Source organism: Streptomyces sp. NPDC006296, assembly GCF_040613235.1.
Taxonomy (GTDB): domain Bacteria; phylum Actinomycetota; class Actinomycetes; order Streptomycetales; family Streptomycetaceae; genus Streptomyces.
Genome location: NZ_JBEXRT010000012.1, coordinates 98,218 through 110,931, shown reverse-complemented (window position 1 = coordinate 110,931; position 12,714 = coordinate 98,218). Strand labels below are relative to the sequence as shown.

Genomic DNA, 12,714 nt, shown 5'->3' with positions numbered 1-12,714 from the left:
CGGTCCGGGTCCCGGTCCGAAGGAGGCCGGGCTGCGTGCATGAGGGCGTGTAACCCCCTCCACGCGGTTCATGCCGCGAACCTCCCCGGGATCACGGAAGCGGCCGGAGCGGACGCACCCGGCCGGACGGGAAGCCGCCCGGGGCACGCCGGGGGAGGGCCGCACCGCCGTGCGCCGACGCCGAGGGCCGGGCGCGCCCCGCTCCCCGCGTGCGTGATACTCGGCGCATGAGACCGAGCACGACGGGCCGCCGCGGCGGGGTCCGGATCAGACGGGCCGTGGCCCGGGACGCCAGGCGGCTCACCCGCCTGGTCACCAGGTCGGGCGCCTACCGGGGCCCCTACGCGCCCCTGGTCGAGGGCTACAAGGTCGGTCCCGACTACATCGAGGCGCACGAGGTCCACGCGGCCGTGGACGACGACGGCCGGGTGCTCGGCTTCTACGCGCTGGTCACGTCCCCGCCGGAACTCGACCTGATGTTCGTCGCCGACGAGGCCCAGGGGCGGGGGATCGGACGGCTCCTCATCGCCCACCTGCGCGAACGGGCACGCCACGCGGGCCTGACCGGCGTGCGCGTGGTCGCGCACCCTCCGGCCGAGGGGTTCTACCGCGGGGTGGGAGCCCGGCGCACCGGCACCGTGGCGGCCCGACCGCCCGCGGTGATGTGGGACCGGCCCGAACTGCTGCTCACGGTCGACGACGGCTGAGCCGGGCGGCCGGGCCGCACCGACGGGCGCGGCCCGGCCGCCCGTGCACGGCGACGGCGGACCCTACGACCAGCCGCCGTACGGGCGGGTGATCAGCTCCAGCCCGTGGCCGCTGGGATCGGGGAAGTACACCCCGCGCCCGCCGTCGTTGTGGTTGATCTCGCCGGGGAGCCTGCGGTGCGGATCGGCGTAGTACGCGATCCCCTGCTCCTGGATGCGGGCGAAGGCGGTGTCGAACTCCGCCTCGGAGACGAGGAAGGCGTAGTGCTGCGGGGTGACCGGCCCGTCGGGGACGGTCGCGAAGTCCAGGGTGACGCCGTTCGCCAGCACGACCGGGACGAAGGGACCCCACTCGGTCCCGACGGTCAGATCCAGAAGGCGGGCCAGGAACTCGGCGGACTCGCGGTTGTTCCGGCAGTGGACGATGGTGTGGTTCAGCTCGACCGACACGGTGGAATGCCTCCAACGGGCATCTCAGGGCCACCTCCACGCCTCACCCGGCCGGTGACCGGCGCGCGATGCCCTGACAACGATCGTACGGGCTGCCGGGCCCCGGGTGCGAGGAGCAGGCACGACGGGGCGGTGGCCCCGGCCGGGCGCCGAGGCCCGTCCCCGGCGCCGGTGTGGTGCTTCCCCCGACTCCTGCCACCATGAAGGGGACCGGCGGGCGTACGGTCCCGCCGCTGCGGGCGACACAGGACCCCGGCCGCGGCCGGCACCACCTCGACGCGGTGGGAGAGGCATCGATGCGAAGGACACCGGAGGACGGTGACGGATCCGGGCCGGACCCGGGCGGCGTGAATCCGCGCAGCGGCCGGCGGGAGACCGAGGAGGAGCGGGCGGACCGCCAGTGGAGCGACCTGCTCCAGGAACTCCGGGTCGCGCAGACCGGCGTGCAGATCCTGTTCGGCTTCCTGCTCGCGGTCGTCTTCCAGCCCCGCTTCGCCGACCTCTCCACCACGGACCGGAACATCTACGTCGTGACCGTCATGCTGGGGTCGGCCACCGCCGCCGCGCTGATCGGCCCCGTGTCGTACCACCGGCTGCTCACCGGCCGCCGGATGAAGCCGCAGACCGTGACCTGGGCCGCCCGCCTGACGAAGACGGGGCTCGGCCTGCTCTTCTGCACGATGTGCAGCACGCTGCTGCTCATCCTGCGGGTGGCCCTGCACAACGCGGCCGTCCTCTGGCTGGTGGGCGGGATGGCCCTGTGGTTCCTGGCCTGCTGGTTCGTGATCCCGCTGCGGGTCATCGCCCGGGGCGGCCACCGGGGGCCGGACGACGAGAACGCCCAGGGCACCCACGACGCCGACGGCCCCCGCCCCTGATCCTGCGGTCCTGCTCCCCGGCTCCGCTCCCGGCCGCCCGCTCAGTCCCGGTCGTCGTCCTCGTCGGCCGGGCTGCGTACGTCCGTCACGGTGAACAGCCCGCCGTCCGGGTCCCGCAGCGTCGCCTCACTGCCGTGCCGGACCCCGCGCCGCTCCATCAGGGTCCCGCCGCTGCGCTCGGCGGCGAGAACGGTCGCGTCCACGTCGTCCACCGGGAACTGCACCTGCCAGTGCGGGCGCACCTGCGGGTCCGGGGCGGCCTCCACGGCGCCGGAGCTGATCCGGGCCAGCGGGCGGCCGTTGCAGCGTACGAGCACCTCCTCGCGCACGTAGGCGATGTCGCAGCCCCCGGGTTCGCCGCTCTCCCAGCCGAGCACCTCGCCGTAGAAGATCGCGGCGTCGAAGGCGTCCCTGGTGCGCAGCCGGAGCCAGGCGTGCGCCCGGTTCCCGGACGGTGCCAGGGTGGCGGCGCGGCCCGTCCACTCCCAGACGCCGAAGGACGCGCCGTCCCGGTCGGCGGCCAGCACCGCACGGCCCTGCCCCACCGTGAGCGGACCGACCGCCACGGTGCCGCTGCGTTCGCGGATGCGGGCCGCCGCGACCTCGGTGTCCCGGACGGAGAAGTACGGCATCCAGGCCACGGCCACCCGGTAGGCGGACGCCACCGCGCCGATCCCCGCGACCGGCACCCCGTCGGACCGCGCCATCAGGAAGTCCTTGCCCAGCGGTCCGCGGCGGAACGTCCAGCCGAGGACGGCCCCGTAGAAGCGCCGGGCGTCGCCCAGGTCGCGGGTCACCAGGTGGACCCAGCACGGGGCGCTCGCGCCGCTCAGCACTGCGGGTTCCGGCACGGTCCGAGGATCGCCAGGAGTCATGGTCCCTTGCCCTATCGGTTCTGCGGCATGACCCTTTCCGTGCCGCGCGGCCAGGATCAGCCTCGTGCGACGCGGCGCGTCCCGCAACACGCGGCCCCGGTGCTCACGCCCCGTCCCCGGAGCGCGTGCCCCCGAGGCGCGCCCGGTGGGAGACAGCAGTCCGGGGCCGCCCGATCAGCAGCCGTCCCCCGTACCCCGGTCCCCAGGCGCGCTCGGGACTCAGTCGCGCCGCCGCTCGTCCTCGGCGGGCGGGATCGCCTCGTTGCCGTGGTCGCCGAGCTCGTACGGGGAGAGGGCGCGGCCGTTCTCCGGGAAGTGGTCCGAGCCGTGGTGCCCGCTCTCCCGGATCTCCGTCCGGTGCTCGGGGCGCGTCGGCTGCTCGTCGGGGCGGGGAGGCCGCGACTCCTTGTCGCGGCGCCTCATCCCGAACCAGAAGCCCCCGATCAGCAGCACCACCACGAACAGGCCGACGATGCCGATGACCACGCCTGCTGCGCCCGGCCCGCCGGCGGCCACGGTGCCGGCGAGCGATTCCCATGCTGGGTTCGTTGCTTCCATGCATGGCGCATACCCCGGGGAACCGATCACAGACGGCCGGTGACACGAATTCATGTTTTATGGCGATGTCATGGCAAATGCGTTTCATCGCCTTCGTGTCCGCCCCACGGCGTCCGTGCCGGCGACGCCGCGGGGCGGGCGGGATCCGGCGGACGCGGCCCGGGCCCGCGGGATCCGGCCGCGCGCAAGCCCGCCGGCCCCGCGCCGGCGACCGTTCGTGTGGCCGACACGGAGCTGCGGGGCGAGCCTGGAGAGGAGCTCCGGACCGCCGCAGGGAAACCGGGCGGACCGCTCGGCCCCGGCCGCGCACCGGCTCCGGTCCTCCGGGGCGGCCGCCCTCCGGAGACGGAGGCCGCGCCGCGGGCGGGGGCGGGTCCCGTCGGCGAAGTCCGCCCGCGGCACTTCCAGGGAAAGGAACGCAGGGTGAACACCACGCAGGAACCCGCACAGGAACACCGGGAGAGCGACGACGTCGTGGTCGCGGTCACCGGCTGCCCCACGGAGGACGCGCGCACCGTGTTCGACGTCCTGCGCCGCTCGTTCGTCTCCGACCGCCCGGCGGGTGACACCCCCGAGAGCGCGTCGGACACCCGCCCCACGGTGTGGACGGCGACCGTCGACGTCTCCGGGGCGAAGGCCGGCGCCGCACCGGCCCGGCTCTCCGCGCCCGTGACCGTCGAGGCGCAGGGCGGCTACTGGGCCGTGGACCGGCTGCGCAGACGCCTGGCGGACGCCTTCACCGTCCGGCTCGTCGGAACGGCCGCAGGCGACCAGGAGCAGGAGATCCGCCTGCGCCTGGAGAGCCACCGGCCCGCGTGACGACCGCACCACCCGACCCGGGAGGAAACCGCCCATGGACGTCACCCCGTGGACCGTCGAGACGGAACCGGACCGGACGCCGACCGCCGACGACCGCTCCACCCTCGCCCTGCACGTCAACGGCACGGTCCGGACCCTGACGCTCGATCACCGCACCACACTGCTCGACGCGCTGCGCGAGCACCTCGGGCTCACCGGGGCCAAGAAGGGCTGCGACCACGGCCAGTGCGGGGCCTGCACCGTGCTCGTCGACGGCCGGCGCGCCAACAGCTGCCTGCTGCTCGCCGTGGCCCAGCAGGACGCGACCGTCACCACCGTCGAAGGGCTGGCCGAGGGGGACCGGCTGCACCCGTTGCAGGCGGCCTTCCTGGAGCGGGACGCGCTCCAGTGCGGCTACTGCACCCCCGGGCAGATCTGCTCGGCGGCCGGGATGCTCCGCGAGGCCGAGGACGGCTTCCCCTCGCACGCCACCGCTCCGGACGCGCTCGCCGCCCCGGGCCCGGTCCCGCTCGACGCGGACGAGATCCGCGAACGCATGAGCGGCAACCTCTGCCGGTGCGGGGCCTACCCGCACATCGTCGACGCGATCGAGGACGTGGCACCGTGAAACCCTTCGCCTATCTGCGTCCCGCCTCCGTGGCCGAGGCCGTCCGGGCCGGCGCCGGACACCCCGGCGCCCGCTTCCTGGGCGGCGGCACCAACCTCGTCGACCTGATGAAGCTCGGGGTGGAGGAGCCCGGACTGCTCGTCGACGTCAGCCGGCTGCCGCTGGACCGGATCACCCGGACGGACGACGACGGCCTCCGGATCGGTGCGACGGTGCGCAACAGCGACCTCGCCGCCCATCCCGACGTGCGCAGGCGCTACCCCGCCCTGTCGCAGGCCCTGCTGGCCGGTGCGTCCGGGCAGCTCCGCAACACCGCCACCACCGGCGGGAACCTGCTCCAGCGCACCCGCTGCCCGTACTTCCAGGACGTCACCAAGCCCTGCAACAAGCGGATCCCCGGTTCGGGCTGCCCCGCCCGGGAGGGGGCGCACCGCGACCTCGCCGTGCTCGGCCACTCGCCGGACTGCGTCGCGACGAACCCCTCGGACATGGCGGTCGCCCTCGCCGCGCTCGACGCCACCGTCCAGCTCCACGGACCCGAGGGGGAGCGGACGGTGCAGGCGACCGACTTCCACCGGCTGCCCGGCGGCAACCCCGACCAGGACACGGTGATCCGGCCCGGGGAGCTGATCACCGAAGTGGTGCTGCCGCCGCCGCCCGCCGGTGCCGTCTCCCTGTACCGCAAGGCCAGGGACCGCGCCTCGTACGCCTTCGCGCTGGTCTCCGTCGCGGCTGTGCTGAGCCTGCGGGACGGCCGGGTCGACCGCGTCTCGCTCGCGTTCGGCGGGCTCGCGCACCGGCCCTGGCGTGCCCGGGTCGCCGAGGACCTGCTGCGCGGCGCCCCACCCGGCGCGGACGCCTTCACCCGGGCGGTGGACGCCGAACTCGAAGCCGCCAGGCCGCTGCGCGACAACGCCTTCAAGGTCGAGCTGGCGCGCCGGATGGCCGTCGCCGCACTCGGCGGCCTGGCCTCCCGGTCCGTACCCGTCTGAACCCGAGGCCGCACCGCACACCCCCGACGAACCGAGGACTCCACGTCATGAGCGACTCCCTCCGGGCGCTGGGCGCCCCCGTGGTCCGCCGCGAGGGCCGGGACAAGGTCACCGGCACCGCCCGCTACGCCGCCGAGCACACCCCGCCGGACCTCCTGTACGGCTGGATCGTGCCCGCCGCCGTCCCCGCGGGCCGGGTCACCGCGGTCCGCACCGCCGACGCGCTGGCCGTGCCGGGCGTGCACACCGTCCTGACCCACGACAACGCGCCGAAGCTCGAGGAGACCGACGACCCGATCCTCGCCGTGCTCCAGGACGACCGGGTGCCGCACCGGGGCTGGCCCGTCGCCCTCGTGCTGGCCGGGACGCAGGAGTCCGCCCGGGCCGGGGCGGAGGCCGTGCACATCGAGTACGCCACCACTGCGCACGACGTCGTCCTCACCGCGGACCACCCGGGCCTCTACGTCCCGGAGGAGGCGAACGGCGGCCACCCGGGCCTGCGCGAACGCGGCGACGCGCTGCGCGCGTTCGAGGCCGCCCCGGTCCGGATCGACGCCACCTACACCCTGCGGGGGCTGCACAACCACCCGATGGAGCCGCACGCCTCGACCGCCCGGTGGGCCGACGGGCACCTCACGGTCCACGACTCCAGCCAGGGATCGACCGCCGTGCGCAACAGCCTCGCCACGGCCCTGGGGCTCGACCGCGACCGGATCACCGTCGTCTCCGAGCACGTCGGCGGCGGCTTCGGCTCCAAGGGCACGCCACGCCCCACCTCCGTGCTCGCCGCGATGGCCGCACGGCACACCGGACGCCCGGTCCAGGTCGTCCTGCCCCGGCGGTCCATGGCGGCGGTCGTCGGCCACCGGGCACCGACCCTGCAACGCGTCCGGCTCGGCGCGGACCGCGACGGCGTCCTGTCCAGCGTCTCCCACGAGATCGTCACGCAGACCTCGCGCATCAAGGAGTTCGTCGAGCAGGCCGCCGTCCCCGCCCGCGTCATGTACGCCTCGCCCCACAGCCGCACCGAGCACCGGGTGGTGGCGCTCGACGTGCCCAGCCCGTCCTGGATGCGCGCGCCGGGGGAGGCGTCGGGCATGTACGCGCTGGAGTCGGCCATGGACGAACTGGCCTGCGCCCTCGGGATCGACCCGGTCGAGCTCAGGCTGCGCAACGAACCCGCGGCCGAGCCCGACTCCGGACGCCCCTTCAGCAGCCGGAACCTCACCGCCTGTCTGACCGAGGGGGCGGCACGCTTCGGCTGGCACGACCGCGACCCCCGGCCCGCGGTCCGCGAGGAGGGGCCGTGGCTGACCGGCACCGGGGTCGCCTCGGCGACGTACCCCGTGCTCGTTGCGAAGGCGGCGGCCTCCGCGCAGGCCCTCCCGGACGGCTCCTACCGCGTCCGGGTCAACGCCACCGACATCGGGACCGGCGCCCGCACCGTCCTGGCGCAGATCGCCGCGTCGGTGCTGGGCACCGGCCCGGAGCACGTACGGATCGACATCGGCAGCAGCGACCTGCCCACCGCCTCCGTCGCGGGCGGCTCCTCGGGCACCGCCTCCTGGGGCTGGGCGGTGCACAAGGCCGCCACCGCCCTGCTGGACCGGCTCGCCGGGCACACCGGGCCGCTGCCGCCGGAGGGCGTCACCGTCACCGTTGACACCGCTCAGGAGACGGCCCGCGAGTCGCCGTACGCCCGGCACGCCTTCGGCGCCCACTTCGCCGAGGTCGCGGTCGACTCCCTCACCGGCGAGGTGCGGGTGCGGCGGCTCCTCGGTGTGTACGCCGCCGGACGCATCCTCAACTCCCGCACGGCGCGTTCCCAGTTCATCGGCGGCATGGTCATGGGCCTCGGCATGGCCCTCACCGAGGGCAGCACCCTCGACCCGGTCTTCGGCGACTTCACCGAGAGCGACCTGGCCTCCTACCACGTGCCTTCCTGCGCGGACGTCCCCGACATCCGGGCGCACTGGATCGACGAGGACGACCCGCACCTCAACCCCATGGGCAGCAAGGGGATCGGCGAGATCGGCATCGTCGGCACCGCGGCCGCGATCGGGAACGCCGTGCGGCACGCCACCGGCGCCCGGCTGCGCACCCTGCCCCTCACCCCGGACACGGTGCTCCCCTACCTGCCGTGACACCGGCACGGGGCCCTCGGTTGCGGGACGGGCCCCCCGGGGCCACCCTGAGAAGTGACCGAGAAGTGATGGCTGCTCACGCTTCGTGTTCGGGGGTCGTCCGGTCGAACGGGGTGAAGCACGTGAGCCTCGCGAGGAGGAGCCTCAACGATGACCGTTCCACCCGACCGGCACTACCTGGTCGAACTGCGGGTGACCGCGGAGCGCGTGTCCCAGCTGCGGCGGATAGTCGCCGCGCACCTGCGCCACTGGAACCTCGAACTGCACGTCCGGCCGGTGTGCCGGGCCGCGGAGGAGCTGCTGGTGAACGTCCGGCGGCACGTCGGCGACACCGGCCGCTGCGTCCTCGAACTCCGCTGGACCGGCCGCCACCTGACGGTGTCCGTGGCCGACGACGATCCCCGGATGCCCCGGCTGCTGGAGGGCGGGGGCGGCGGACTGAGCCGCGTCATGGCCCTCAGCGACAGCTGGGGCACCTGCCGGACCACCGACGGCAAGGTCGTGTGGTTCACGCGCTACGCGGAGAGCCCCTGCACCACCGGGCTGCTCCCGCAGGCACCGCTCCCCGGCGGCCGGACGTTCCTCGACGGTCCGGTGACCGAACCCGTGTGACGTACCCCGGTTCCCCGCCCGGCCGGTGCGGACGGTGTGCCGCCGGCACGCATGATCCGCACCGGCCGGGTACGCGCATGTGCGGAGCCGCGTCGCGCACCGCCGCGCCGCGGGCCACGGTCGAATCACGACGCAAGGAGGCACAGCCATGCCCATCGCGACGGTCAACCCCGCGAACGGCGAGACGCTCAGGACGTTCGAGGCGATGGACGGGCAGGAGACCGAACGCAGGATCGCCGCCGCCCACCGCGCGTTCCGCTCCTACCGCACCACGGACTTCGCCGCACGCGCCCGGCTGCTGAACAGGGCCGCCGATCTCCTGGACGAGGACCGGCAGGACATCGCCCGCACCATGACGACCGAGATGGGCAAGCCGGTCGGGGCGGCCCGCGCGGAGGCCGCCAAGTGCGCCAAGGCGATGCGCTGGTACGCCGGCGCCGCCGAGCGGCTGCTGGCCGACGAACACCCCGACGAGGCCGACGTCCGGGACTCCGGTGCCTCCCGCGCACGGGTGCACCACCGGCCGCTGGGCGTGGTGCTCGCCGTGATGCCCTGGAACTTCCCGCTCTGGCAGGTCATGCGCTTCGCGGCGCCCGCGCTCATGGCCGGCAACACCGGCCTGCTCAAGCACGCCTCGAACGTGCCGCAGACCGCCCTCTACCTCGAGGACCTGTTCACCCGGGCCGGCTATCCGGAGGGCTGCTTCCAGACGCTGCTCATCGGCTCGGGCGCCGTCGAGGCGGTGCTGCGCGACCCGCGGGTCGCCGCGGCGACCCTCACCGGCAGCGAACCCGCCGGCCGCGCCGTCGCCTCCGTCGCGGGCGACGAGGTGAAGAAGACCGTGCTGGAACTGGGCGGCAGCGACCCGTTCGTCGTCCTGCCGTCGGCCGACGTCGAGAAGGCCGCCGACACGGCGGTCACCGCCCGCGTCCAGAACAACGGGCAGTCCTGCATCGCCGCCAAGCGGTTCATCGTCCACACCGACGTCCACGACGCGTTCGCCGCACGCTTCACCGCGGGCATGCGTGCCCTGACCGTGGGGGACCCCCTGGACGAGTCCACCGACGTGGGGCCGCTCTCCAGCGAGCAGGGCCGCGCCGACCTGGAGGAGCTCGTCCAGGACGCCCTCGACAAGGGCGCGACCGCCCTGTGCGGCGGCCGGCGTCCCGAAGGGCTCGACGCCGGCTGGTTCTTCGAGCCCACGGTCCTCACCGGGATCACCCCGGACATGCGCATCCACCACGAGGAGACCTTCGGACCGGTGGCGACCCTCTACCGGGTCGCGGACCTCGACGAGGCCCTGGACCTCGCCAACGACACCCCCTTCGGGCTCAGCTCCACCGTCTGGACCCGTGACCCGGAGGAGATGGACCGCTGCGTGCGCGACGTGGAGGCCGGCGGCGTCTTCTTCAACGGCATGACCGCCTCCCACCCCGCGCTGCCCTTCGGCGGCGTCAAGCGCTCCGGATACGGGCGGGAACTGGCCGGCCACGGCATCCGCGCGTTCTGCAACGCCACCACCGTCTGGTACGGACCCGGATCGGACGCCCGATAGGTCCGTACGGACGCGGAGCACCCCCGCCACCCCAGGGAGACGTCCCATGAGCGACACCCGCACGCCGTCCCGGGCATCCGCCCCCTCCGACACCGAGCTCGCGGCCCTCGACGCGCACTGGCGTGCCGCCAACTACCTCGCCGTGGGCCAGATCTACCTGATGGCCAACCCGCTGCTGGAGGAGCCGCTCGCCCCCGAGCACATCAAGCCGCGGCTGCTCGGCCACTGGGGCACCTCACCCGGGCTGAACCTGGTCCACACCCACCTCAACCGGATCGTCCGGACACGCGGCAGGCCCGCGATGTGCGTCTGGGGACCGGGCCACGGCGGCCCCGCCGTCCTCGCCAACTCCTGGCTGGAGGGCAGCTACACGGAGACGTACCCCGACGTCACCCGCGACCGGGCCGGGATGGGGGCGCTGTTCAAGCAGTTCTCCTTCCCCGGCGGCGTCCCCAGCCACGTCGCCCCCGAGACCCCGGGATCCATCCATGAGGGCGGCGAGCTCGGCTACGCCCTGGCGCACGCCTACGGCGCGGCCTTCGACCACCCGGAACTTCTCGTCGCCTGCGTCATCGGCGACGGGGAGGCGGAGACCGGACCGCTGGCCGCGTCCTGGCACTCCGACAAGTTCCTCGACCCCGTGCACGACGGCGCGGTCCTGCCGATCCTCCATCTCAACGGATACAAGATCGCGAACCCCACGGTCCTCGCCCGGCTGCCCCGCGACGAGCTCGACGCACTCCTGCGCGGGTACGGCCACGAACCGGTGCACGTCGAGGGGGACGAGCCGGCGGCGGTGCACCGGGCGATGGCCGCCGCCCTGGACCTCGCCGTGGACCGCATCGATGAGTACCAGCACGCGGCCCGCGCCGACGGTGCGCGGACGCGCCCCCGCTGGCCCGTGATCGTGCTGCGCACCCCCAAGGGCTGGACCGGGCCCGGGCACGTGGACGGACTCCCCGTCGAGAACACCTGGCGGGCCCACCAGGTGCCGCTGTCCGGGGTCCGGGACAACCCCGACCACCTGCGCCAGCTGGAGGAGTGGATGCGCTCCTACCGGCCCGGGGAACTCTTCGACCCCGAGGGCCGGCCCACCGCCCAGGTGCTGGCGTGCGTCCCCGAGGGAACCGCCCGGCTCGGCTCGACGCCGTACGCCAACGGCGGGCTCCTGCTGCGTGACCTTCCGCTGCCTCCCCTCGACCACCACGCGGTGCACGTCGACAGGCCGGGGACCGTCCTGCACGAGCCCACCCGGATCCTGGGCGGACTGCTCGAGGACGTCATGGCGGCCACCGCCGACCGCAGGGACTTCCGGGTGGTCGGCCCCGACGAGACCGAGTCCAACCGTCTCGGCGCCCTCTACGGAGCCACCGCGAAGGCCTGGCAGGCGGAGACCCTTCCGACCGACAAGCACCTCGCCCGCGACGGCCGGGTGATGGAGGTCCTGTCGGAGCACCTCTGCCAGGGCTGGCTGGAGGGCTACCTCCTCACCGGGCGGCACGGCCTGTTCTCCTCCTACGAGGCCTTCGCCCACATCGTCGACTCGATGGTCAACCAGCACATCAAGTGGCTGCGCACCGCCCGGCGGCTGCACTGGCGCGCGCCCGTCGCCTCACTGAACTACCTGCTCACCTCGCACGTCTGGCGGCAGGACCACAACGGCTTCTCGCACCAGGACCCCGGCTTCGTCGACCACATCCTCAACAAGAGCCCCGAGGTCGTCCGGGTCTACCTGCCGCCGGACGCCAACACCCTGCTGTCCACCGCGGACCACGTGCTGCGCAGCCGGGACTACGTCAACGTGATCGTGGCCGGCAAGCAGCCCGGCTTCGACTGGCTCACCCTCGACCAGGCCCGCGCGCACTGCGCCCGGGGAGCCGGTGTCTGGGAGTGGGCCGGTACCGAGGACGGCGGCCGCGAGCCCGACGTGGTGCTGGCCTGCGCCGGCGACGTCCCCACCCTGGAGACGATGGCCGCGGCCGGCCTGCTGCGCCGTCATCTTCCGGAGCTCGCCGTGCGCGTGGTCAACGTGGTCGACATGACCCGCCTGCTGCCGCACGAGGAACACCCGCACGGGATGCCGGACGCGGAGTACGACGCGCTCTTCACCCGGGACAAGCCGGTGATCTTCGCCTACCACGGCTACCCGTGGCTGGTGCACCGGCTCGCGTACCGGCGCGCGGGCCACGCCCACCTGCACGTGCGCGGCTACAAGGAGGAGGGGACCACCACCACGCCGTTCGACATGGTGGTCCGCAACGACCTGGACCGCTACCGGCTGGTCATGGACGTCCTCGACCGGGTGCCCGGCCTCGCGGTCCGCGCCGCCGCCGTCCGGCAGACGATGGCGGACGCCCGCACCCGGCACCACGCCTGGATCCGGGAGCACGGCACGGACCTGCCCGAGGTCGCCGACTGGGCCTGGGAGGGCTGAGCGCGGTACGACGCACTCCGGCCGGTGCGCGTGCACGCGGACCCGCCCGGACACCGGGGAGCGGGGGCTCAGGTAAAAGATAG

12 protein-coding genes are annotated in these 12,714 nt (G+C 74.2%); 9 read left to right on the top strand and 3 right to left on the bottom strand.

Annotation, left to right across the window (positions count from 1 at the left end):
• Nucleotides 1–227 precede the first annotated feature (227 nt).
• Nucleotides 228–707, top strand: coding sequence for a GNAT family N-acetyltransferase (locus ABZ172_RS11355; protein WP_356882645.1), 480 nt, complete (start codon nucleotides 228–230; stop codon nucleotides 705–707).
• Nucleotides 708–770: 63 nt separating this feature from the next.
• On the opposite strand, the gene ABZ172_RS11350 is transcribed toward ABZ172_RS11355, so the two are convergent.
• A complete protein-coding gene (locus tag ABZ172_RS11350; RefSeq protein WP_356882643.1) occupies nucleotides 771–1,157 on the bottom strand; it encodes a VOC family protein in 387 nt (128 codons plus the stop codon).
• 296 nt (nucleotides 1,158–1,453) lie between these two features.
• On the opposite strand from ABZ172_RS11350, the gene ABZ172_RS11345 reads away from it, so the two are divergent.
• Nucleotides 1,454–2,035: a DUF6328 family protein gene (locus tag ABZ172_RS11345; RefSeq protein ID WP_356882641.1), complete on the top strand. Its 582-nt coding sequence runs from the start codon at nucleotides 1,454–1,456 to the stop codon at nucleotides 2,033–2,035.
• Between the two features lie 41 nt (nucleotides 2,036–2,076).
• Here ABZ172_RS11345 and ABZ172_RS11340 read toward each other — a convergent pair whose 3' ends face one another.
• Entirely contained in the window at nucleotides 2,077–2,910 is an 834-nt protein-coding gene (locus ABZ172_RS11340; protein WP_356882639.1) for a VOC family protein, read from the bottom strand.
• A gap of 219 nt (nucleotides 2,911–3,129) precedes the next feature.
• A complete protein-coding gene (locus tag ABZ172_RS11335) occupies nucleotides 3,130–3,468 on the bottom strand; it encodes a DUF6479 family protein (RefSeq protein ID WP_356882637.1) in 339 nt (112 codons plus the stop codon).
• A 423-nt stretch (nucleotides 3,469–3,891) separates the two neighbouring features.
• On the opposite strand from ABZ172_RS11335, the gene ABZ172_RS11330 reads away from it, so the two are divergent.
• The 7 genes from ABZ172_RS11330 to ABZ172_RS11300 all read left to right on the top strand — a co-directional run bounded on the left by ABZ172_RS11330 (nucleotide 3,892) and on the right by ABZ172_RS11300 (nucleotide 12,631).
• Nucleotides 3,892–4,287, top strand: a complete 396-nt coding sequence (locus tag ABZ172_RS11330) for a hypothetical protein (protein WP_356882635.1) — start codon at nucleotides 3,892–3,894, stop codon at nucleotides 4,285–4,287.
• A gap of 34 nt (nucleotides 4,288–4,321) precedes the next feature.
• Entirely contained in the window at nucleotides 4,322–4,894 is a 573-nt protein-coding gene (locus ABZ172_RS11325; protein ID WP_356882633.1) for a 2Fe-2S iron-sulfur cluster-binding protein, read from the top strand.
• Entirely contained in the window at nucleotides 4,891–5,886 is a 996-nt protein-coding gene (locus ABZ172_RS11320; protein ID WP_356882631.1) for a xanthine dehydrogenase family protein subunit M, read from the top strand. Before ABZ172_RS11325 ends, ABZ172_RS11320 begins: the two co-directional genes overlap by 4 nt.
• A gap of 47 nt (nucleotides 5,887–5,933) precedes the next feature.
• Entirely contained in the window at nucleotides 5,934–8,030 is a 2,097-nt protein-coding gene (locus ABZ172_RS11315) for a xanthine dehydrogenase family protein molybdopterin-binding subunit (protein ID WP_356882629.1), read from the top strand.
• A 150-nt stretch (nucleotides 8,031–8,180) separates the two neighbouring features.
• Complete coding sequence (locus ABZ172_RS11310) at nucleotides 8,181–8,642, top strand: ATP-binding protein (protein ID WP_356882627.1); 462 nt, start codon at nucleotides 8,181–8,183, stop codon at nucleotides 8,640–8,642.
• A 148-nt stretch (nucleotides 8,643–8,790) separates the two neighbouring features.
• On the top strand, nucleotides 8,791–10,197 hold the full coding sequence (locus tag ABZ172_RS11305) for an NADP-dependent succinic semialdehyde dehydrogenase (protein WP_356882625.1): 1,407 nt from the start codon (nucleotides 8,791–8,793) through the stop codon (nucleotides 10,195–10,197).
• Between the two features lie 46 nt (nucleotides 10,198–10,243).
• The gene (locus ABZ172_RS11300; protein WP_356882623.1) at nucleotides 10,244–12,631 is read left to right on the top strand and encodes a phosphoketolase family protein; all 2,388 of its coding nucleotides are present in this window, start codon (nucleotides 10,244–10,246) and stop codon (nucleotides 12,629–12,631) included.
• The last annotated feature ends 83 nt before the right edge of the window (nucleotides 12,632–12,714 follow it).

What these genes read in the sequence shown, in the direction of transcription:
- ABZ172_RS11325 (WP_356882633.1), top strand. Translation starts at nt 4,322, where the DNA reads ATGGACGTCACCCCGTGGACCGTCGAGACGGAACCGGACCGGACGCCG.
- ABZ172_RS11340 (WP_356882639.1), bottom strand. Translation starts at nt 2,910, where the DNA reads ATGACTCCTGGCGATCCTCGGACCGTGCCGGAACCCGCAGTGCTGAGC.
- ABZ172_RS11310 (WP_356882627.1), top strand. Translation starts at nt 8,181, where the DNA reads ATGACCGTTCCACCCGACCGGCACTACCTGGTCGAACTGCGGGTGACC.
- ABZ172_RS11305 (WP_356882625.1), top strand. Translation starts at nt 8,791, where the DNA reads ATGCCCATCGCGACGGTCAACCCCGCGAACGGCGAGACGCTCAGGACG.
- ABZ172_RS11355 (WP_356882645.1), top strand. Translation starts at nt 228, where the DNA reads ATGAGACCGAGCACGACGGGCCGCCGCGGCGGGGTCCGGATCAGACGG.
- ABZ172_RS11345 (WP_356882641.1), top strand. Translation starts at nt 1,454, where the DNA reads ATGCGAAGGACACCGGAGGACGGTGACGGATCCGGGCCGGACCCGGGC.
- ABZ172_RS11300 (WP_356882623.1), top strand. Translation starts at nt 10,244, where the DNA reads ATGAGCGACACCCGCACGCCGTCCCGGGCATCCGCCCCCTCCGACACC.
- ABZ172_RS11335 (WP_356882637.1), bottom strand. Translation starts at nt 3,468, where the DNA reads ATGGAAGCAACGAACCCAGCATGGGAATCGCTCGCCGGCACCGTGGCC.
- ABZ172_RS11315 (WP_356882629.1), top strand. Translation starts at nt 5,934, where the DNA reads ATGAGCGACTCCCTCCGGGCGCTGGGCGCCCCCGTGGTCCGCCGCGAG.